This window comes from Arthrobacter sp. M4 (assembly GCF_020251205.1).
Taxonomy (GTDB): Bacteria; Actinomycetota; Actinomycetes; order Actinomycetales; family Micrococcaceae; genus Arthrobacter.
On the sequence record NZ_JAIWYX010000003.1, the window covers coordinates 268,169 to 289,938 of the forward strand.

Annotated in this window: 19 protein-coding genes; 6 read left to right on the top strand and 13 right to left on the bottom strand. The window is 63.7% G+C overall.

Annotated elements, in window-relative coordinates; translation table 11 throughout:
- Positions 1–68 precede the first annotated feature (68 nt).
- Positions 69–1,328, top strand: a complete 1,260-nt coding sequence (locus LD110_RS07740; protein ID WP_225497926.1) for a thiolase family protein — start codon at positions 69–71, stop codon at positions 1,326–1,328.
- Positions 1,325–3,493 (top strand): 3-hydroxyacyl-CoA dehydrogenase NAD-binding domain-containing protein, encoded by a 2,169-nt coding sequence (locus tag LD110_RS07745; protein ID WP_225497927.1) that lies wholly within the window; start codon positions 1,325–1,327, stop codon positions 3,491–3,493. The genes LD110_RS07740 and LD110_RS07745 overlap by 4 nt, the downstream gene beginning before the upstream one ends.
- Before the next feature lie 23 nt (positions 3,494–3,516).
- On the opposite strand, the gene LD110_RS07750 is transcribed toward LD110_RS07745, so the two are convergent.
- The 8 genes from LD110_RS07750 to LD110_RS07785 form a co-directional block, all read right to left on the bottom strand.
- Positions 3,517–4,566: a nucleoside hydrolase gene (locus LD110_RS07750; protein WP_225497928.1), complete on the bottom strand. Its 1,050-nt coding sequence runs from the start codon at positions 4,564–4,566 to the stop codon at positions 3,517–3,519.
- A gap of 5 nt (positions 4,567–4,571) precedes the next feature.
- The gene (locus LD110_RS07755; protein WP_225497929.1) at positions 4,572–5,549 is read right to left on the bottom strand and encodes an aldo/keto reductase; all 978 of its coding nucleotides are present in this window, start codon (positions 5,547–5,549) and stop codon (positions 4,572–4,574) included.
- A gap of 40 nt (positions 5,550–5,589) precedes the next feature.
- Positions 5,590–5,811 (bottom strand): hypothetical protein, encoded by a 222-nt coding sequence (locus LD110_RS07760; RefSeq protein WP_225497930.1) that lies wholly within the window; start codon positions 5,809–5,811, stop codon positions 5,590–5,592.
- A 30-nt stretch (positions 5,812–5,841) separates the two neighbouring features.
- Positions 5,842–6,402, bottom strand: a complete 561-nt coding sequence (locus LD110_RS07765) for a hypothetical protein (RefSeq protein ID WP_225497931.1) — start codon at positions 6,400–6,402, stop codon at positions 5,842–5,844.
- Complete coding sequence (gene dxs, locus LD110_RS07770; protein ID WP_225497932.1) at positions 6,399–8,372, bottom strand: 1-deoxy-D-xylulose-5-phosphate synthase; 1,974 nt, start codon at positions 8,370–8,372, stop codon at positions 6,399–6,401. Before dxs ends, LD110_RS07765 begins: the two co-directional genes overlap by 4 nt.
- Positions 8,373–8,582: 210 nt before the next feature.
- A complete protein-coding gene (gene acnA, locus LD110_RS07775) occupies positions 8,583–11,393 on the bottom strand; it encodes an aconitate hydratase AcnA (protein ID WP_225497933.1) in 2,811 nt (936 codons plus the stop codon).
- 163 nt (positions 11,394–11,556) lie between these two features.
- Positions 11,557–12,918, bottom strand: a complete 1,362-nt coding sequence (locus LD110_RS07780) for a class I SAM-dependent RNA methyltransferase (protein WP_225497934.1) — start codon at positions 12,916–12,918, stop codon at positions 11,557–11,559.
- A complete protein-coding gene (locus tag LD110_RS07785) occupies positions 12,915–14,891 on the bottom strand; it encodes an APC family permease (RefSeq protein WP_225497935.1) in 1,977 nt (658 codons plus the stop codon). The genes LD110_RS07780 and LD110_RS07785 overlap by 4 nt, the downstream gene beginning before the upstream one ends.
- Before the next feature lie 120 nt (positions 14,892–15,011).
- On the opposite strand from LD110_RS07785, the gene LD110_RS07790 reads away from it, so the two are divergent.
- Positions 15,012–15,683: a TrkA family potassium uptake protein gene (locus LD110_RS07790; protein ID WP_225497936.1), complete on the top strand. Its 672-nt coding sequence runs from the start codon at positions 15,012–15,014 to the stop codon at positions 15,681–15,683.
- On the top strand, positions 15,683–16,420 hold the full coding sequence (locus LD110_RS07795) for a TrkA family potassium uptake protein (protein WP_225497937.1): 738 nt from the start codon (positions 15,683–15,685) through the stop codon (positions 16,418–16,420). Before LD110_RS07790 ends, LD110_RS07795 begins: the two co-directional genes overlap by 1 nt.
- Here LD110_RS07795 and LD110_RS07800 read toward each other — a convergent pair.
- The 4 genes from LD110_RS07800 to dut all read right to left on the bottom strand — a co-directional run bounded on the left by LD110_RS07800 (position 16,387) and on the right by dut (position 18,919).
- Complete coding sequence (locus LD110_RS07800) at positions 16,387–17,115, bottom strand: DUF3159 domain-containing protein (protein ID WP_225498120.1); 729 nt, start codon at positions 17,113–17,115, stop codon at positions 16,387–16,389. The genes LD110_RS07795 and LD110_RS07800 overlap by 34 nt on opposite strands.
- Positions 17,116–17,270: 155 nt before the next feature.
- Complete coding sequence (locus LD110_RS07805; protein WP_225497938.1) at positions 17,271–17,600, bottom strand: hypothetical protein; 330 nt, start codon at positions 17,598–17,600, stop codon at positions 17,271–17,273.
- Positions 17,593–18,315 (bottom strand): DUF3710 domain-containing protein, encoded by a 723-nt coding sequence (locus LD110_RS07810; protein ID WP_225497939.1) that lies wholly within the window; start codon positions 18,313–18,315, stop codon positions 17,593–17,595. Before LD110_RS07810 ends, LD110_RS07805 begins: the two co-directional genes overlap by 8 nt.
- An 82-nt stretch (positions 18,316–18,397) precedes the next feature.
- Entirely contained in the window at positions 18,398–18,919 is a 522-nt protein-coding gene (gene dut, locus LD110_RS07815) for a dUTP diphosphatase (protein ID WP_374200314.1), read from the bottom strand.
- A 72-nt stretch (positions 18,920–18,991) separates the two neighbouring features.
- On the opposite strand from dut, the gene LD110_RS07820 reads away from it, so the two are divergent.
- The gene (locus tag LD110_RS07820) at positions 18,992–19,495 is read left to right on the top strand and encodes a DUF3093 domain-containing protein (RefSeq protein WP_225497941.1); all 504 of its coding nucleotides are present in this window, start codon (positions 18,992–18,994) and stop codon (positions 19,493–19,495) included.
- On the opposite strand, the gene LD110_RS07825 is transcribed toward LD110_RS07820, so the two are convergent.
- A complete protein-coding gene (locus LD110_RS07825) occupies positions 19,492–19,791 on the bottom strand; it encodes a DUF4193 domain-containing protein (protein ID WP_225497942.1) in 300 nt (99 codons plus the stop codon). The two genes, LD110_RS07820 and LD110_RS07825, sit on opposite strands and share 4 nt — an antisense overlap.
- Positions 19,792–20,113: 322 nt before the next feature.
- Between LD110_RS07825 and sepH the strand changes: the two genes are divergently transcribed.
- Positions 20,114–21,751 (top strand): septation protein SepH, encoded by a 1,638-nt coding sequence (sepH, locus tag LD110_RS07830; protein WP_225497943.1) that lies wholly within the window; start codon positions 20,114–20,116, stop codon positions 21,749–21,751.
- Positions 21,752–21,770: the final 19 nt, after the last annotated feature.

Consider the following 21,770-nt stretch of genomic DNA (forward strand, 5'->3'; position numbering starts at 1 on the left):
CGAGTAACATAGCGGACAACTACCTGCCCGTGCCCCGCGCCGGGCCGCGCTGTCCCAGAGGAGTACACGTGATCCCCACCCGGAAGAACCCGACCCTTCGATCAGTCCGCGACGTTGTGTTCGTTGACGGTGTCCGCACCCCGTTTGGCAAAGCCGGCGACAAGGGCATCTATGCAGGCACACGGGCGGACGACCTCGTGGTCAAGTGCATCCGCGAACTTCTGCGGCGCAACCCCTCCCTGCCGGCCGAACGCATTGACGACGTTGCCATCGCCGCCACCAGCCAAACCGGCGACCAGGGCCTCACCATCGGCCGCACCGCTGCGCTGCTCTCCGGCCTCCCAGCCACGGTACCCGGATTCGCCATCGACCGTATGTGCGCCGGAGCACTCACAGCGGTGACCACCACTGCCAGCGGCATCGGCGTTGGCGCCTACGACGTCGTCATTGCCGGGGGCGTTGAACACATGGGCAACCACCCAATGGGAGCGGGCGCGGACCCCAACCCGCGCTTCGTTTCCGAGCGACTGGTGGATCCGGCGGCCCTCAACATGGGCAATACTGCAGAAAACCTGCACGACCGATTCCCGAGCATCACCAAGGAGCGTGCCGACGCCTACGCAGTTGAATCCCAAGCGAAGCTCGCGGCAGCCTACCAGGGCGGAAAGATCCAGCCCGATCTGGTCCCCGTGGCGGCGCAGAAACCCGGCGAGGGCTGGAGTGTCCACAGCGTGGACGAACCGCCAAGGCCAGGAACATCCATGCAGGACCTGAGCGGGCTCCGCACCCCGTTCCGGCCGCATGGACGTGTGACGGCAGGGAACTCCGCAGGGCTCAATGATGGGGCCACTGCCTGTTTGCTCGCTTCCGGCGAGGCTGCTGAGGAACTGGGGCTGGCGCCGCGAATGCGCATGGTCTCGTTTGCCTATGCGGGTGTCGAGCCCCACGTGATGGGCATCGGTCCCGTGCCGGCAACGGAAAAGGCCCTCCGGAACAGCGGGCTCTCCATCGATGACATCGGGCTTTTCGAAATCAACGAAGCCTTCGCGGTACAGGTCCTGAGCTTTCTGGACCACTTCGGAATCGCCGACGACGACCCGCGTGTCAACCGCTACGGCGGAGCCATCGCCGTCGGACATCCGCTGGCCTCTTCCGGGGTGAGGCTCATGACCCAACTCGCCCGGCAATTCGAACAGGATCCCGGCGTTCGGTTCGGCCTAACAGCCATGTGCATAGGCCTGGGCATGGGTGCCGCGATCATTTGGGAAAACCCACACCATGCAGACTACAGAGTTGTCGAAGCAGCGTCCGAAGGAGCCGCAGCATGAGCGCCGCCGATTTCAAGAACCTTGCCGAACAGTTCCCCGGTGAACTGGTCACCCATTCCTATGTGCAGGACGTACCTTTGCCCGCCCCTACTGGGCGGCCAAGTCCTGGAGTGATGGCCCTTGTAACCCTGGACAACGGACAGGACCACACGAAGCCCACAACCCTTGGCCCCAACTCCCTCCTGGAGCTTGGAACTGTCCTGGAGGTACTTAGGCAACGCGCCTCCCGTGGCGAGATTGCCGCCGTCGGCGTCACCGGAAAGCCGCACTACCTCGTAGCCGGCGCTGATCTGTCCGCCGTAAAGACGCTCAAGGAACGTGAACACGGACTTTGGATGGCGCAGCTCGGCCACCACGTCTACGGATCCCTGGCCAACGTGGGAGTCCCCAGTTTCGCGTTCATCAACGGAGCGGCACTGGGCGGTGGCCTTGAGCTTGCGCTGCAATCCACCTACCGCACTGTCTCCTCGGCTGCTGGCGCGCTGGCCCTGCCGGAAGCCCTCCTGGGACTCGTCCCAGGCTGGGGCGGCGTGTACCTGCTTCCCCGCCTGATCGGGCCCGAGAACGCCGTCAAGGTGATGATCGAGAACCCGCTCAGCAACAACCGCACCCTGAGCGGGGCACAGGCCTTTGAGCTGGGCGTCGCCGACGCACTATTCGAGCCTGCAGATTTTCTGGAGCAATCCATTGCCTGGGCATCCTCGGTGCTCAGCGGAGAGGTTGTACCCGCGCGGAGCCAGGCAGTGGATCCCTCCGAGCCTGGCGTTGCCCGACGTTGGTCCGCGGCCATTGCCAGCGGACGTGCCCTGGTCGAGGCGAAGACATCCAATGCCTCCCCGGCCCCGGGCAAGGTCCTGGACATCATGGAAGCCAATCGCACCATGACCCAGGCCGAATCCGCAGCCCTGGAGTGCGAAACGTTGGCGATCCTTATGCAGTCCGATGAATTCCGGGCCACGGTCTACGCGTTCCTCGATCTGGTACAGAAACGAAGCAAGCGGCCCGCCGGAGCGCCCGACCGTTCCCTCGCGCGCCCCATAACGAAAGTAGGCGTCGTGGGAGCGGGCTTGATGGCAGGGCAGCTCGCCCTCCTCTTTGCACGGCAGTTGAAAGTGCCCGTGGTGATGACCGATATTGACCAGGAACGCGTGGACCGTGGAGTTGCCTACGTCCACGGCGAAATCGACAAGCTCCTGGACAAAAAGAAAATATCCCCAGATTCGGCCAACCGCACGAAAGCACTGGTTACGGGGGCGGTCTCCAAGGAAGCATTCGCAGACGCGGATTTGGTAATCGAGGCCGTCTTCGAAGAGCTGGCAGTCAAGAAGCAGGTGTTCGCCGAGGTGGAGGCGATCGTGTCTCCCGAGTGCGTCCTGGCCACCAACACGTCGTCCCTATCACTCACCGCAATGGCTGAGGCACTGCGAAATCCGGAGCGCCTGATCGGTTTCCATTTCTTCAACCCAGTGGCCGTGATGCCACTGGTGGAGGTTGTCCGGGCCCCGAAGACCGACGACGGCGTGCTGGCTACTGCGTTCGAACTCGCACGCGGCTTGAAGAAGTCTGCGGTGCTGGTGAAAGATGCTCCCGCCTTTGTGGTCAACCGCCTTCTCCTGCGGCTGATGGGTGAGGTTATCGCCGCCTTCGATGAAGGAACCCCCGCCACCATTGCGGACACGGCGCTGCGGCCCATGGGACTTCCCATGACGCCGTTCGACCTGGCCGCCATGGTTGGCCTTCCCGTGGCCCAACATGTGCAGGAGTCCCTGCACGGTGCCTTCGGCGAGCGCTTCCCAGTTTCACAGAACCTGCAAAAGCTGATCGACAACGGCGTGAAGCAGTTGTGGGCTCCGGAGCCGGCCACTGATTCCGGCGCCCGGGAGATTCCCGCGTCTACCCTCGCCCTCCTCTCGTTTGGCTCCACCCCGTCCACCGCCGACGAGTTGCTGCGGCGAACACAGGATGCCTTGGCGGAAGAGATTGGGCTCATGCTCGCCGAAGGTGTTGTGGCGGCGCCGGAGGACATTGACCTGTGCATGATCCTGGGCGCGGGCTGGCCCCTGTTCCTTGGTGGCATCACTCCTTACCTCGACCGGGTAGGCGCCTCTGAGCGAGTCAATGGGCGCCGGTTCCACCAGCCTGGAAAGGCATCAGCGCCAGCTTAGGGCCCGGCCCACTTTGCGGGGTGTCAGGTCCGGGGCCGGGCTGCGAAAGCTCCAACTGCGTTGACGAGCTCCGCCAAGGCCTGCTCAGGCTCAGGGTCTGCCACAACGCGCGCATTGGGCGGCTCCCCCCACAAGCCGCGAAAGTCAGCCACTGTGGTGCCCACCAGGCGCGGTGCTTCCGTCTCGACGTGGACAGTTGCCGTGCGTGTGCGGAAGGGCGTAGTGCCGATTGCCACGCACGCGGCGAAATAGTCGTGGATGTGGGCCAGATAGCCTTGTCCGTGCTGCTGGTGAAAGGCGAAGTAGAAACGCAGCATGTCGCTCAACTGGCGAACAAGTTCGTTTGAAGCACGGCTTCGAGTACCGTTGGCTTGCCCTGCGGAAGCGACTTCGGGCTCCGTGCATCCCGCCCGGGCAGCGAGGGCCGCAAGGTGTTCCGGCCGCATCTCGATCCGCTCGGTTGTTTCGAGGGCGCAGACCAGCGGCAGCTTCTCCTCCGGTTGGCCGGAGTAAGCCGCAAAGACCTCGGCTGCAGCATGGGGATCGACGTGCGTATTCCATTCGGCCGTTGGCGTCGTGTTGCCCTGGTAGTAGTAGCTGCCGCCCATGATCACCACATTCTTGAGCAGCTCGGGCAGGCGGGGTTCGGCACGCAGCGCCAGGGCGAAGTTGGTCAGCGGCGCCGTCAACAGGGCGGTCAGCTCACCGGGCCTCGCCCGTGCGGCCTCAACCCAAAGTTCGACGGCGTCGCTCGCCGATACCGCGCCTTGCGGCACCGGAAGCTGGGCGTAACCGACGCCCTGCGGACCGTGCGTCTCCGGTGTTGTCACGAGGGGCACCGAAAGCGGTGTCCGGGACCCGACGGCGACAGGGACCGAGGGGCGGCCGCATAGTTCCAGCAGTGCAAGGTTGTTGAGGGCGACCTGGTCCGCGGCCACGTTCCCGGGGGTGCTGGTCACCGCCACGATCTCCACTTGCGGCTGGCTGCACAAGTACGCCAAGGCGAGGGCATCGTCGACGCCGGTGTCGCAGTCCAGCAGCAAGCTCACGGGTCGCCGGTCCATGTCATCCATTCCGGCTAGAACAAGGCCACTTTGGGTGTGGGCGGGAAGATGTCGTCCAGCTCAGCACGCTCCTCGGGACTCGGGACCCACCTGACTGCCCGTGCATTGGTTTTCACCTGCTCCGGCTTGGTGGCCCCCGCAATGACGCTGCTCACTGCCGGCTGCGCGGCAAGCCACGAGAACGCCACCTCCACCTCCGTCAGGCCGCGTTCCTTGGCGAACCGGCTGAAGCGCCCCAATTGTTCCCAATCGGCATCGTCCACAAGGTTTGTGCGTGTGTGGCTGAGTCGGGAGCCGGCCGGAGCGTGCCCGGGAGAGTACTTGCCGGTCAGCAGACCATTAGCGAGTGGAAAATAGGGCAATACTCCAAGGCCGTACGCCTGTGCTGCGGGAAGCACTTCGAGTTCGGCCCGGCGGTCCAGGAGGTTGTAATGGTTCTGCGACGAAATGAAGCGCACTCCCCCGCGCAGCCGCGCCACGTACTCGGCGTCGGCGATCTGCCAGCCCGCCCTGTTCGAATGGCCTACATAGCGTACTTTCCCGCTGGTCACGAGGTCATCGAGCGCCGCCAAAGTCTCTTCGACGGGGGTGATCGGGTCCGGCGTGTGGTACTGGTAGAGGTCGATCCAATCTGTCCCGAGGCGACGGAGCGAGGCTTCTAGGGCTGTGATGATGTAGCGCCGTGATCCGCGGGCCCCAAAATCCACTCCGTTCACGCCGCGCATGTCCATGCCGAACTTCGTTGCGACAATCGCTTCCTCACGCCTCTTTCCAAGCGATCTTCCGAGGATGCTCTCGCTGAGGCCTGGCTCACGGCCATAGACGTCCGCTACGTCGAACAGGGTTATGCCCGCGTCGAGGGCGGCATGGACAACGGCGTCCGAGCCCTCCTGGGTCTCCGTGGCAGTACCGGGGCGGCCCAGATTGTTGCAGCCAAGTCCCACTACGGAAACGGTCAGGCCAGAGTTGCCAAGGCGTCGGTAGGTAGTCATGTTTTCACCCTATACCGGCGCCGTGGCCGCCCCAGCGGGCTCAGCCTTGAGGACCGAACTGCATTCCGTGGTCTTCCAAGGCCTCATGCAACTGCGCCATGGCCGTTGGACCGATTCCGTGAAGCGCCAACGCCGGCTTCTCACCATACTCTACGAGCTGCTCCAGGGTCTCGATCCCCTCGTGGGCCAGCGCCCTTCGTGCCGGGGCTGCCAGCCCCTTCGGCAGCGGCGTATGTCCCGGCCAGTTGCTTTTCGGAGCCATGGGAGAACCCTTCTTTGAGCGAGGTGGTCCTTAGAGGGTAAATCCGGTCCCGCTTTTCGGCGAGTGCTTGAGCTTGAATGCTTCAGGATCCGAGTACGGCGCCGCGGCAATGCTGAGCTTGGTGGAATCCAGCCCCTCTGCCCGGACGCAGACCTTGATGGCGTTAACGGCTTTTGCAACGTCCGGGCACAGGCAGAAAATGTTGAGCCGGGCGTTGCCGAGCGTAGAACGTTCGACGGCGCCCAAGCCCCGCCACGCCAAGTGGCTGGCCAGGACGGCTTTGGCTTTGCGTTCCATGTGCCGGTCACGTTCAGTGCCGTCTTTTGTCTTCAGCGCAAACTGCGCCACAACCCAGAACTGCTCCTCTGCAGGGATTTCGGCATAGCCGTCTTCCGTGCATTGTGCGGCGAAGGCCGCCATCAAGTTGTCGGCCGCGGCCTCGTCGTCGACGTCCGTTTCGTCGGTAGTACTTTGGTGGCCCACTGCCCCGTGGTTGACAACCACTTGCTTGTATTCCTCGTCATACCACGCTTCGCGGAAGGCCAGGGATCCGTCGTCGTCCCGGCGGTACATGCGTATGATGCCGCTCATAGTTTGGGGATGCTTCCGGTGGTGGGATGCTCCTGCCCGGGCAAGGGCCGGGCAAAAGGCACTTTGGTGCCCAACACTTGGGCCACTACATCGTGCGTGATCTGCTGTGCTGTGAGGCCCACGCGCTCAAGAACCTGGCTGCGGGTCCCATGCGACAGGAACTCTACGGGAAGGCCCACTTCACTCAGGGCCGTGTCTACTCCGGCCGTCCGCATTTCCTGGCGGATCCTTGAGCCTACGCCGCCGGCGCGGACACCGTCCTCCACGCAGACGACCAGGCGGTGGCGGGCTGCCAGGGCTATGACGGACTTTGGCACAGGCAGCAGCCAGCGGGGGTCTATCACGGTTGAGCTGATGCCTTGGGCACCGAGGCGCTGGGCAACCGCCAAGGCCAGTTCCGACATCGCACCCACGCTGACGATGAGAACATCGTTCTCGGTAGACCCTTCCGGCCGACGGGCAAGGATGTCCACACCGTCGTGGAGCCGCTCCAGCGCCTCAACTTCGGCTCCCACGCTGCCCTTCGAGAAGCGCACGACGGTGGGGGCATCACTGATCGCCACAGCTTCCCGAAGTTCCTCGCGGAGCCGTGTCGCGTCGCGGGGCGCGGCCAGGCGCAGGCCCGGAACAATCTGGACCATGGCCATGTCCCACATGCCGTGGTGGCTTGCGCCGTCGGGTCCCGTCACGCCGGCGCGGTCCAGGACAATGGTGACGCCGGCCTTGTGGAGGGCCACGTCCATCAACAGTTGGTCGAATGCCCGGTTCAGGAAAGTCGCGTAGACAGCCACAACCGGGTGCAGCCCGCCAAAGGCCATCCCCGCTGCGGAAGTGAGGGCGTGTTGCTCAGCGATGCCAACGTCAAACACACGCTTGGGGTGCCTGGACGCAAACTTGTGCAGGCCCACGGGGATCAGCATGGCCCCTGTGATGCCCACGATGTCCTGGCGCTCGTCCGCGATGTCCGCAATTTCATCGGCAAAGACTGATGTCCACGACTGGGCACCCGGAGCAGCGGCCGGTTCCCCTGTCTCCGGGTCGATGATGCCAACGGCGTGGAACTGGTCCGCCTCGTCCGCGAGGGCCGGTGCATAACCATGGCCCTTCTCGGTGATGGCATGAACAATGACCGGTCCACCGTAGTTCTTGGCCGTCTGGAGCGCATGCTCAAGGGCCTGGAGATTGTGGCCGTTGACGGGGCCGATGTACTTCATGCCAAGGTCTTCGAACATACCCTGCGGAGCCCACCAGTCCTTGATGCCTTTCTTCATGGCATGCAAGCTCTTGTAGGTGAATTGGCCAACGGGCCCGCTGCTCTGCAGCTTCTTCTTCCACCAGGCCAGCGCACGCTCGTAGGCCGGCGTGGCCCGGAGGGAGTCGATCGTGGGACGCAGCGAGGCAAGGTAATCGGCAAAGCCGCCAATGGTTGGCGCGTAGGACCGGCCGTTATCGTTGACCACAATCACCACGCGGCGGCTCTTGTCCGCGGCGATGTTGTTAATGGCTTCCCAAGCCATGCCACCGGTGAGCGCCCCATCACCCACTACGGCAACTACGTGGCGGTCACTTTCGCCAGTCAATGTCCGGGCACGGGAAATACCGTCAGCCCAGGAGAGCGAAGAAGAAGCATGCGAACTCTCGACGATGTCGTGCTCCGACTCGGAACGGTCCGGGTAGCCGGACAGGCCGCCCTGCTGGCGCAGGGTGCTGAAATCCTGCCGGCCCGTGAGCAATTTGTGGACGTAGGACTGGTGTCCGGTATCGAAAACGAGGCTGTCACGGGGCGAATCGAAGATGCGGTGCACAGCAAGCGTCAGCTCCACGACTCCCAGGTTGGGACCAAGATGGCCGCCGGTCCGCGATACGTTCGCGATGAGAAAGTCCCGGATTTCCCCGGCAAGCCGGGTCAGCTGTTCCTCGCTCAGCTTGCTCAGGTCCTGCGGATTCCGGATGGTCTCCAAGAGTCCCAACGGCCCCTCCTTAGGTGTTCGACGTGCCTGTTAACTCTAACGCGTCGGCTGGTTGGGTAACGGAACGCCCTGCGGCCCGGAAACGCCTTGGATTCCCCCATCTCCCCTGGCGAATGCGACGCCGCCAACGAGGCGGAACGGCCGCAGCCCCGGCCGGTCAGTGACCAGCCGGGGCTGCGGAAAGCGGTGGTTGCCGCCCATGCAATGGCGTCAGTTCGCGGAGATCTGGCGCAGTACGTACTGCAGGATGCCGCCGTTGCGGTAGTAATCCGCCTCACCGGGTGTGTCGATGCGGAGCACCGCGTCGAAGGACTTGGACGTCCCGTCCTCAGCCGTGGCCGTCACCTTGAGCGTCTTGGGCGTAACGCCCTTGTTGAGCTCGGTAACGCCCTCGACGGCGAAGGTCTCCGTGCCGCTCAGGCCCAGGGTGTTGGCGGATTCGCCGGCCGGGAACTGCAGCGGGAGGACGCCCATGCCGATCAGGTTGGAGCGGTGGATACGCTCGTAGCTTTCGGCCAGGACAGCCTTGACGCCGAGCAGTGCCGTGCCCTTGGCAGCCCAGTCGCGCGACGAACCGGAGCCATACTCCTTGCCGGCCAGGACCACCAACGGCGTTCCCGCAGCCTGGTAGTTCTGTGCGGCGTCGTAGACGTAGGCCTGCGGGCCGCCTTCCTGGGTGAAGTCGCGGGTGAAACCGCCTTCGACTCCGTCCAGCAGCTGGTTCTTGATGCGGATGTTCGCGAACGTACCGCGGATCATCACCTCGTGGTTGCCACGGCGGGAACCGTAGGAGTTGAAGTCCTTGCGCTCCACGCCGTTGGCCAGCAGGTACTGGCCAGCCGGGGTGTCCGACTTGAAGGAACCGGCCGGGGAGATGTGGTCGGTGGTGACCGAGTCGCCAAGCTTCAGCAGGACGCGGGCGCCGCTGATGTCCTGGACGGGCTCCGGCTGGGCCTTCATACCTTCAAAGTACGGGGGCTTGCGGACATACGTGGAGGACTCGTCCCAAGCGAATGTGTCACCGGCGGGGGTGTCGAGGGCACGCCAGCGGTCGTCGCCGTCGAAAACGCCCTCGTAACCCTTGGCGAACATGCTTTCGTCGATCGAGGAGTCGATGACCTGCTGCACTTCTACCGGGTTGGGCCAAATGTCCTTGAGGAAGACTTCATTGCCCTCAGAGTCCTGGCCCAGGGAGTCAGTCTCGAAGTCGAAGTCCATGGTGCCGGCCAAGGCGTAGGCGATGACCAGCGGCGGGGAGGCCAGGTAGTTCATCTTGACGTCCGGGTTGATGCGGCCCTCAAAGTTGCGGTTACCCGAGAGTACGGCAGTCACGGAAAGATCGTTGGCCTGGATAGCCTCGGAGATCTCCGGCTCCAGCGGACCGGAGTTTCCGATGCAGGTGGCGCAGCCGTAGCCGACGATGTAGAAGCCAAGCTTCTCAAGGTACGGGGTCAGGCCGGACTTCTCGTAGTAGTCCGTGACCACCTTGGAGCCCGGCGCAACAGAGGTCTTGACCCACGGCTTGGCGGTGAGGCCCTTGTTGACGGCGTTGCGTGCCAGCAGCGCTGCTGCCAGCATCACGGAGGGGTTGGACGTGTTGGTGCAGGACGTGATCGAAGCGATCGAGACGGCACCGTGGTCCAGTTCGAATTCGCGGCCATCTGCGGTCACCACATGAACCGGCGACGACGGGCGGCCTTCTGCGCCGTTGGCGGCAGACTCGACGCGCGGTGCATCTGTGGCATGCGCGTCGGCGTGAGTGAAGGACGGCGCGTCGGAGGCCGGGAAGCTTTCCTCGAGCGACTCATCAACGCTGCCGTCTTCAATCGCGACGTAGTTGTGGATGTCCTTGCGGAACTGCTCCTTGGCGTCGGACAGCTCGATGCGGTCCTGCGGGCGCTTGGGGCCGGAGATCGACGGAACCACCGTGGAGAGGTCCAGCTCAAGGTATTCGGAGAAGCGCAGTTCGCGGGACGGGTCGTGCCAGAGGCCCTGTTCCTTGGTGTAAGCCTCCACAAGGGCGACGTTCTCTTCGGAGCGGCCGGTGAGGCGCAGGTAGTCGAGCGTAACGTCGTCGATGGGGAACATGGCGGCGGTGGAGCCGAACTCGGGGCTCATGTTGCCGATGGTCGCGCGGTTTGCCAGTGGAACGGCGGCAACGCCGTCGCCGTAGAACTCGACGAACTTGCCAACAACGCCGTGCTTCCGCAGCATTTCGGTGATCGTCAGGACGACGTCGGTAGCGGTGGCACCGGCGGGAATCTCGCCGATCAGCTTGAAGCCAACCACACGCGGGATGAGCATGGAGACCGGCTGGCCCAGCATGGCAGCCTCGGCCTCGATACCGCCAACGCCCCAGCCGAGGACGCCAAGGCCGTTGACCATGGTGGTGTGGGAGTCGGTGCCGACACAGGTGTCCGGGTAGGCGCGCAGGACTCCGCCGACTTCACGGGTCATGATGGTACGGGCCAGGTACTCGATGTTGACCTGGTGCACAATACCGGTTCCCGGCGGAACGACCTTGAAGTCATCGAAAGCCGTCTGGCCCCAGCGGAGGAACTGGTACCGCTCGCCGTTGCGCTGGTACTCGATTTCCATGTTGCGTTCCAGTGCGCCAGCGTTGCCGAAGACGTCGATCTGGACCGAGTGGTCGATAACCATCTCTGCGGGCGCCAGCGGGTTGACACGCTTGGGGTCGCCGCCGAGGTCCCTCACGGCCTCGCGCATGGTGGCAAGGTCCACTACGCAGGGGACGCCGGTGAAGTCCTGCATGATGACTCGGGCAGGCGTGAACTGGATCTCGGTGTCAGGCTCCGCCGTCGGATCCCAGCCGGCCAGTGCGCGGACGTGGTCAGCCGTAATATTGGCGCCATCCTCGGTCCGCAGGAGGTTTTCAAGCAATACCTTGAGGCTGAACGGAAGGCTTTCGGCGCCTTCAACGGAGTTCAACCGGAAAATTTCATAATCGGTGCCGGCGACATTAAGCGCGCCCTTGGAACCGAAGCTGTCCACAGTGCTCATGGCAGGACTCCTCTCGCAACAGTTTCATCTTTGTCGCGCGGTTGGCCGCTAGCCAGTTAGGCAAACCTTACTACTTTGAACGCTGGCGCGCGGGCGGCTCTGGCCATAGGGCACGACACAGGACTACGAGGCCATCGTAGTCGCAAGTACGCGGGTTTGCCCCCTACAGGCCTGGGACCAGCAGTGCCACTGTTTCCAAGTGGTGCGTGTGCGGATAGAGATCGAAAGCACGCAGGTCTTTGAGCAGCCAGCCCGCCTGCCTGAAGTAACCGAGATCACGTGCAAAGGAAGCCGGATCGCACGAAACATAGGCGATGGCCCTGGGCCTAGTGGCCACAAGCTGGCTCACGACGGCTTTGCCTGCTCCCGCCCGGGGAGGGTCCAGAAGTACCGCATCGAAACGGCGCGCGCGTTGCCGCAGAACCTTCTCCACCCTGCCCTGGATAATCTCGACGTGTGCCTCGCCGTGGAGGTTCTTTCGAGCGTCCTTGCTGGTTCCCGGCGCACCCTCCACGGACAACACGGAACCGGTGACGCCTACTGCATCTGCCAGCGGCGCCGTGAAAAGACCGGCACCGGCGTAGAGATCCGCGACGGCGGCGCCCGGGGTGAGGTACCCCCCGCCGCCCAGGAACTGCGTCACTGCACCCACCAGCGTTTCCGGCGCATCCCGGTGGATCTGCCAGAAGCCGTCACCTGTGACGCGGTAGCTGTGCCCCGCCGCAGATTCCTGCACCCAGGTGCGGCCACGCAACTGGAGGACGCTGCCCGTTTCAGGGTCGAAGCTGGCGGCGGACACGTCGTCCGGGAGGCCAGTGAGCACACGATTGAGCCGTTCTGCGGAAGCGCCCTCCGCCGGTGCCAGCAGAACGAGCGGACGAGAGCCGTTGGCCGGGGCGGCTACCTCCACGCGAGTAACACCCGCAAGGTCCAGTTCCCAGAGGCGAAGCTCGTTGATGGCCCCCAAGGCAAGTGGCATTTCCTTGACGGGGATGATGTCGTCGGACCGGTGGGCGTGCATGCCCAGCCGTCCGTCGGCTGTCACTGCGAAGCTGGCTCGCGTCCGCCAGCCCAGGCCGCCGTCGTCCGCCCCAACCGGCTCCACCGCCGTCGGACGATCAATTCCGGCGAGCCGCCTCAGCTGTTCAGCCAGGACTTCGCTCTTCAGCGCGCGCTGGCGCTCGAGCGCAACATGGCCGAGTTCAGCCCCGCCAACCGGCGGACGGCCTTGGCCCCACGACGACGGTGAGTCGGCTTCCGCCCAAAAATGTCGGACGCGGTCTGCAGACGGTTCAAGGATGTCGACGGCGTCGGCCCGCCAAAAGCGGGACTTCTCCCCTGCGTCCGTGAGCCGGACTCGTACCTTCTCTCCAGGCAGCGTGTGCCGGACAAAAATGACGCGACCTTCGTGGCGGGCGACGAAGTGCCCGCCGTGGGCGATTGGACCGACGTCGACCACGAGTTCCTGCCCGGCTGCCTCGCTCCCGTTTTCTGGTTCGCGGGCGTCCGAGTAGCTGTTTGTCATTGGATGTCCTGCAGTGCCTTTGCTTCTTCAGAGGATTTGAGCTGCCAGGGAACGCTGGCAACCATAACGCCGGGCTCGAAGTGGAGCCTCGTCTTGATCCGCAGCGCCGTTTGGTTGTGGACCAATTGTTCCCACCACTTTCCCACCACGTACTCGGGGATGTAGACCACAATCAGGTCGCGGGGAGAGTCGCGGCGCATGTTCTTGACGTACTCCATGATTGGGGTAATCGTCTCGCGGTAGGGGCTGGCAAGGACCGTCAGCGGAATGGGAATGTCCAATTTTTCCCAGTCTGCAACCGTGTGGGCTGTTTCCTCAGGATTGATGTCCACAGTGATCGCGTCCAGTCGGGACGGTCGGGAGGCGCGGGCGTAGGCCAGGGCCCGGAGCACCGGTTTACGCACGTGCGAGACCAGCAGCACCGCGTGCACGCGGGTCGGAAGGGCACGCGGCGAGGAATCCTCATCCACGGCAAGCTCTTTGGCGACGTTGTCGTAGTGCGCCCGGATGCTCCACATGATGAGGAACAGCACAAACATTGCCAGCAACGCGATCCAGGCGCCCTGCTCGAACTTAGTGATGAGCACAATGGTCAGCACCAGACCAGTCATGCCGAAGCCGATCATGTTGATGGTCCTCGACCGCAGGATCCGCAGCTTGGTGGGTGTGTCCCGCACCAGTTTCAGTTCGCGCCCCCAGTGCCGGATCATGCCGAGCTGGCTAGCGGTGAACGAAATGAACACACCGACGATATAGAGCTGGATCAGCTTGGTGACGTCTGCGTTGAACGCGAGGATAAGGACCAGGGCCCCAGCGGCCAGCGCCAGCACACCGTTGCTGAACGCGAGGCGATCACCGCGAGTGCGGAGCTGTCGCGGGAGGTAGCCGTCCTGCGCCAGGATCGACCCAAGCACGGGGAAGCCATTGAATGCGGTGTTGGAGGCAAAGATCAGGATGACGCCCGTTGCGGCCACCACGACGTAGAACGGGATGGAACCGGCCCCGAAAATCGTCTGCGCAATCTGGCTGATGGCTGGGCTTTGGATGTAGTCATGCGGAAGCGGCTGCCCGTTCAAGAGGAATTCCTCCGCCGGGTCCAGGACAATGTGGACCTTCGTGGCGTTTGCCAGGTAGAGGATTCCGCCGAGCATCGCTGTGGCGACTATGCCCAGCATGAGCAGCGTGGTGGCGGCGTTCTTGCTCTTCGGCTTCTTAAAATTGGGTACGCCGTTGCTGATTGCCTCCACACCAGTGAGGGCCGCTGCTCCCGAGGAAAAGGCCCGCAACAGGAGAAAAGCTCCTGCCAGCCCCACGAGTCCTTCATCAAAGCCAGCCGCAGGAACAATATCGAACTCGGCGGAAGGTGCCTGGCCCAGGGTGCCCGTGACGGCCTGAAAAATCCCGACGGCGGTCATGCCCAGGATGGACAACATAAAGATATATGTGGGAACTGCAAAGACTGTTCCCGCTTCCTTAATACCCCGCAGGTTGACCAGGGCCAGGATCACAACACCGACCGTGGCGATCAGTGCCTGCTGTCCATGCAATTGGGGGACGGCGGCAGTGAGGTAGCTGGCCGCGGATGACATCGACACTGCGACCGTCAGGACGTAGTCCACCAGCAAGGCCGAAGCCACAGTCAGGCCTGCAAACTTGCCAAGATTAACGTTCGCGATTTCGTAGTCCCCGCCGCCTGACGGATAGGCATGGACATTCTGCCGGTATGAGGCAACAACCGTGAGCAGGACCAGCATGACCGCAATGCCCACCAACGGTGAGAACGCCACGGCACTGACACCAGCCAAGGCAAGGGTAAGCAGAATTTCATCCGGGGCGTAGGCAACCGAGGACAGAGCATCCGACGCGAAAATCGGCAATGCGATGCGCTTGGGAAGCAGCGTGTGGGTCAATCGGTCATTCCGGAAGGGCCGGCCCACAATGACGCGCTTGGCGGCATTCAGAATTGTCAGCACTCCACCAAAGCTAGTCTGATTCTGCCCCGATGTCATGACGAGGCGGTGGCCCGGTAGAGTCTTACGCAGCGGCCCCCACTGGGTTCGCTGGACACTCATGCATAGAGTCAGGAGGGACACGTGGCCCACTTCGTCATTATGGGCTGTGGCCGTGTCGGCGCGACGCTCGCGCACACACTTGAGGATTCCGGCCATTCCGTGGCCATCATCGATCAGGATGACCGCGCGTTCCGCCGCCTCCGCGGCGGGTTTACGGGCCGAAAGATCACCGGCGTCGGTTTTGACCGTGACACCCTCAAGCAGGCAGGCGTGGCCGAGGCCTATGCTTTCGCAGCAGTGTCCAGCGGTGACAATTCCAACATCCTGGCAACACGCGTTGCCCGCGAAACTTTCCACGTTCCCCATGTCGTAGCCCGCATTTACGACCCGGGCCGGGCGGAAATCTACCAGCGCCTCGGTATTCCCACCGTCGCGGCCGTCCGCTGGAGCGCCGACCAGGTGCTGCGCCGCATCCTCCCGGAACAAAACCTCGCGGGAGACTTCCGCGAACCGTCAGGCCGCCTTGTGCTAGCCGAGGTGGAACTGCACGAAGGGTGGATTGGCCACTCGCTGGCCTCCATCGACAAGGCCGCCAAGATCCGCGTGGCATACCTGACCCGCTTTGGTGAGGGCATCCTGGCGGAGCCGGACCTGGCCTACCAGGAAGGCGACACGGTTCACGCGATGCTCGCCCTTGACCGTTCCTCCGAAGTAATCCGGATCCTGAGCAAAGCTCCCGCCAAGGAGGCGTAGTGAAAGTCGTCATCGTCGGGGCCGGAAGCGTCGGGTCCTCAATCGCCCGCGAACTGCTGGCCCACAATCACGAGATCCTGCTGATCGATCTCAAGCCGGAAGTCATCGGACGCAGTGGCCTTCGGGGCGCACACTGGCTGGTCGGCGACGCGTGCGAGCTCAGCACGCTCCAGGAAGCGAAACTTGAAGACGCCGACGTCGTCGTTTCCGCAAGCGGCGACGACAAGGTCAACCTCGTTGTGTCCCTGCTCGCAAAGACCGAGTTCGGCGTGGGCCGTACCGTTGGGCGCGTCAACAACCCCAAGAACGACTGGATGTTCAACGACTCCTGGGGTGTGGACGTGGCCGTCAACACGCCGCAGCTCATGACGGCGCTCGTGGAAGAGGCCGTGGAAATCGGCGACTTGGTGCGGCTGCTCACTTTGCAGACGGGCGTTTCGTCTCTGGTGGAGTTCACGGTTCCGCACGACTCGCACATCATTGGCAGCACTGTTGGCGGCATCGACTGGCCTGAAGACTCCACCTTGGTGGCCATCTTGCGCGACCACGCGCCCATCACCCCCAGCCGGGACGATGTGATCGACGGCGGCGACGAACTTTTCTTCGTCACCACTATCTCCGCGGAGGACGGACTCAGGGAGCTATTGTCGCCGTCGAGCGCCACAATGGCGACGGCTGGACGTCCCGGCGAGCCTTCCGCGGATCAGCCCGCGGAGGACGACGGTTTCGACGGTTGATTTGCCTGGCCCGGCTCCGGCCGGGTCAGCAGCCAGGCCACCCAGAGGCCCAGGATGTAGAGCGGGGCTCCCATCAGGAGCCTTGTGGTTGCAAGTGCCGCCAACCCCGCTTCACCCATGAGGTAGAGGGGAACCTGTACCACCAGCCTGAGCGCCAGTACGGCCACCACCACCCAGGTCCCCAGGCGGTAGACGCGGACGCGTTCACGATCCTTGCGCCATTCGATGCCCTCGTTCCGCACGAAGCCAAACAGCAGGCCAGCGACGGGCCACTTGACGGCGATCGAAACCACCATGGCCAAAATGTAGGCAACGTTCGTAAAGAACCCTGGCAGGTAGAAGTCTTCCGCCTTGCCTGTTGTGTTCGCCAGCCAGGCGGAAATGCCGACACCAATAACACCGGCCAAGGCCTGCGTGAGCGGCCGGCGCTGGACCAGCCGCACCACGGTGAAGATTGCCGCAGAAGCCAGAGCCGCCACGAGTGCCAGGGTCAGGTCCCTCGCGGCGGTAAAGGTCACCAGAAAAACAAGACCCGGAACAATGCTCTCCGCAATGCCCTGGGCGCCGCCTGCGGACTTGACCATGTCAACGTGGCCGCTGCTGGTGCGTTGGAGTCCGGCCTTCCGTGCGTAGTCCTCAGCCACACCCGCCAAGGTCTGCGCAGGCGTGGCAGGCGGAACATCATCGCCCGGCACTGAACCTGGGCCCCGCGTTCGGAAGCCAGAGGATTCTGCAATGCCTTGCGACTCTACGTTGCCTGACGACTCCGCACCGTGGGTCGGAGCATTGGTCTCCTGGCGGCCATTGCTTTGGCCGTTAGGGTCGTTGCTGCTGGTGTTATGGCTGCCGGTCACTGGTATTCCTTACGGGACAGGATGTCGTAGCGGGGGTTGAACATGGTGGGCAGGCCGTCGCGTTCGGTGACCATGCCTTCCAGTCGGACCTCAACGCCGGCTTCGATTCCAGGAACCCTCCGCCTGCCCAGCCAGATCACCCGGAGCCGGGCTTCCGGGACACCGCGCTGGCGCTCTGCCTCAGTGTCCGTAACGATCGCGGAGAAGTAAGCCTGGTCACTGGCGGGTTGATAGGTCACCGATTCGATGAAGCCAACGCATGTCACCCGGCCGCGTGGAGGCAGCCCGGAGATCGGCAGGGCGGAACCGGCCGCCTGCTCAGCCAATCTGGGTAATCTCCGGTCCCCGCTCAGGCCTTTGGAAGGCCGGCGCGCCCTGTGGCGCACCGTGCTGGCCCGGTGCAGCAGCGTCCTTGGGGAGCCGGAGTTGGAGGAGGTCACGCGGTGGCATGGGGTTGTCTCCGCGCACCACAACAACCTGGCGGAAAAGGTCCTCCAGCCCGGCAGCTGCTTCGCGGTCCAAGGCGGCCTCGCCACCCAGGACACCCCTCAGGAACCACCTCGGACCGTCGACACCCATAAAGCGGGCGGCCCGGAAGCCAAGTGAACCGTCGGCTGCCTGGGCCGGCAGCTTGGCAATGAGCTCCTTGCCGAAGGTTCCGTCGATTTCCTCCGTCTCACCACCCTGGCTGGCCACCGATTGGCTGATCTGCTCCCGAATTTCGGCCCATAGACCTTCGGATCGCGGCGCCGCAAAGGCCTGCAACTGGAGACTGGAGCCTTCCAGGTCCATGGTGACGGCTACTACGCGCTGCGTGGCCTCTTCCACTTCCAGGCGGAGCTGCAGTCCTTCCCGAGGGGCGATGAGCAACGCACCGAGGTCCACGTACCCGTCTTCGCTGTCGATCTCGCTCGCGTCGAACGGACCCTTGAACGGGCGCAGGTCGCCCTTGGCTGCCGGAGCTTCCGACGCGCTGTCGATTTGCTCGACGGGCTCGTCCTGCTGCACCGCTGCCGACTTTTTGCGGCGCCCAAAAACCATCGGTTATCTCCTTAGTCGAGGCCCGCCTGTCCACATGCCGCTGCACGGCCGGGAAGGGGAGGCAGGCCACTGGTTAGGGCCCTTAGGCGGCAGGGCCGGCAAATCCCCCAGTAGATCCAAAGCCGCCAGCTCCCCTGACGGATTCGGAAAGTTCTTCAACAGCCACGAACTGCGCGTACTCCACACGTTGGATGACCATTTGTGCAATTCTATCGCCGCGGCGGAGCTCGATGGCCTGATCCTTGTCTGTGTTAAGGAGCGTCACAGCAATTTCACCCCGGTAACCGGCGTCTACCGTTCCGGGAGCGTTAACGACCGTCAGGCCATGCTTTGTGGCCAGACCCGAACGCGGATGGATCAAAGCAACGAATCCGTCTGGCAGGGCGATTGATACTCCTGTGGGAACAAGCTTCCGTTCTCCCGGCTCCAGGACGACGTCCACCCGTGCCCGGAGGTCAGCCCCGGCGTCGCCAGGATGAGCGTAGGACGGCGCCTCAAGCCCGTCGTCGAGCATTTTTAGCTGGACTTGGAGGGTGGGAGAGCCGTATGTCGGCGCTGCGGTGCCGGCCAGGCTGACAGTTGCAATTTCATCGCTCACAGTCATCCACTCTATCGGGTGCCCGATCCATCGCGTGCCAGAGATGAAAAGGCCGTGGAAAAGTGGAAAGCTGAGCCCATGCCTGATTCTCCTGTGCCCTCCCCTGCCCCGAACCCCGCCTCCGGGGGACAGGGCAGTCCGCGCACACTCTTCGAAGAAAAGCTGTGGCCGTCATGGTGGCTGTGGCTGGTTGCCGTAGGACTTTCGTGCGCCGGAATCCTGGTGTTCGCTCCGATCAGCATCGCAGCTGGAATCACGGCAGCGATAGTACTCTTCGTCATCATCACGACCCTGCTGGTGCTGTCCACACCCCGCATTTCCGTCACGGCAGACAGGCTCCAAGTTGGCCGGGCAAGCATCGAACGGCAGTTCGTCGGTGAAGTCCAGGCCTTCCGCAAGGCGGAAGCTACCGCCGAACGTGGCCCCCGGCTCAACGCGCTGGCCTATTTGTGCATCCGTGGTTGGGTTGACCCCGTGGTGAAAATCGAAATCACCGACCCTAACGACCGAACCCCTTATTGGCTAACGTCGAGCCGCAAGCCGGAAGAACTCAGAACGGCACTGGCAAAGCCGGGAGCTTAGCCCTCACACTCCGTGCAGTAGAACTTCCCGTCCCTCTCGATGGCGATTTGGGAGCGGTGCTTAACGAGGAAGCAGTTGGCACAAGTGAACTCATCGGCCTGTGCTGGCAACACGCGGACCAGTAGCTCTTCCCCGGACAGATCGGCGCCGGGAAGTTCGTAGGCATCGGCCAGCTCGGCCTCGTCCTCGTCCACGGAGGGCGATTGCTTCTCCGTCCGGCGGGTCTTGAGTTCCTCGATTGAGTCCTCGCCGGCTTCCTCTTCGGTTTTCCGAGGGGCGTCGTAGTCTGTGGCCATGGTCCCTTCTTTGTAGTATCCCGGGCGGCGTTCACCGTCCGGCACCTGGCGGGCCTTCGTCCGCCTGCGTCATCGATGTAAACGCCGCAGGCAGTGGTTTTGTGCCCGACTGTCCGGCCGATTTTCCTCCCCGCCTGAGCGAATGTCCATAGCCCGGAAAGTCCGCATCCTTCGGTGGCCGCGGACCCAAATCGTGCCAGAACGAAGGCCATCCAAGCCCGGCATTTGGCCGAAATTCGCGGCACGCCCTCCCGCCTCACGGGATTTGGTCCGGGCGGGTGGCAGAGTTTCGACTGACAGCAATGCCATGGTGGAGGGTTTGATGAAGGATCTACGGCTGGTGGGCGTCCACGACGACGGCAGGCACCTTCTGTTGAGCGGAGCCGGCGGCGAGATGTTCCGGCTGCCCATCGACGAGGCCCTCCGTGTGGCTGCCAGCCGAACGCCAGCGCAGGTTGCGGCACGGGCCAGTGCTCCCCCCGTGGCGATGTCCCCGAGGGATATCCAGGCAAGGATCCGCAGCGGAGCCTCGGCGGCCGAGATCGCTGAGCTATCCGGACTGCCCCTCGCGAACGTCCAGAGGTATGAAGGGCCCGTGTTGGCCGAGCGTGAATACGTTGCCGAACAGGCTCGCAAAGTCGAGGTGGCCGCTCCGGTGCCGGGGCATGACGCCTACCGTGCGGCCTTCGGCGACCACCCGGCAACTCTCGGCGAAATGGTGTCACATCGACTGACTGCCCACGGAATCGATTCATCCACTGTTGAATGGGACTCGTGGCGACGCACCGACGGCAGCTGGACGGTAGTGGCGCGTTTCGAACCGAATCCCAGCGCGGCCACTTTCATCGGCGAAGAACCGCCAGCCATGTGGACCTTTAGTCCAGCCCGGAAATCCCTCCACAACGCCAATCGCTGGGCTCAGCAATTGAGTGAACTCGAACCTTTGGACGGCCCAGTACCAACGCGGCGCCTCACCGCCGTATCCGACCGGCCCTTTGATGTCGAGGCAGACGCCAGCGATACGCGGCCCGGACCCACCAGCTCTGCGCGGGAGGCGGATGGCCTTTTGGACATGCTCCGCTCCCGTCGCGGGCAGCGTCTGGGCGTTGATGAAAACGGCGACGACGCGCTGGCACTTTTGCTCACCAATGGAGTTCCAGCGGCACATCCGCGGCCTTCGGAGGTGCCTTCCGGGTCAGACGGTTCATCGTCGCAGAACTCACATGACGACGATCAGGATAATGCCGCGGAGATCTCCGCAGAGCAGTTAGACCCATCGGTTGAGGGCCCGGAAACACAGGGAACGGAATCGCCGGAAGAACCAGAGCAGGGAACCGGCGATCGTCGCCGTGACGGCCGTCCATCCATCCTCTCGCGCCTGAGCCTGGCTCCCCGCCACGAACTCGACCCTCGGCACGATGAAGGCGATTCCTTGCGGTTACATGATGGTGTCAGCACTGACACCCGCGAGATCACGGTAGTTCCGGGGCCCCTCCGCGTGGTGTCGCCGTTCGCCGCAGGCAGGCCCGCCAAACCACGGCAGGAGAGCGCATCCGGAGAGGGTAATTCCCCGGCACCCCAACGGGCCGGGCTGGACGAACTCATTGGCGGATCACCTCGCGGCGACAGCCGGCCGCGCGATGCTTCCCCGAGGGGAGAGTCGTCAAGGCAGGGGGCAGGTCCAATACACGCAGCCGGTCACCGCGAGGGATCGTCGGGTGCCCGCCCACAGGAACCCGAAGTAGGCAGTACCACCCAGGCAACACCAACGAGCCCAGTACAGTACTCGACCCAGGGGGTTAACCGCGCGGAGGGGCAACGAACCGGCCAGGGCAATGGTCCGGCGGACGGGCCACAACGCCCGGGCGAGGAGAACGCGGTCGAACGCCAACCGTCCCGGCCCAAGCGTTCCAGCGTGCCAAGCTGGGATGAAATTGTTTTCGGCACACGCGGCGACTAACCAGCGCGCGATGCGCGAA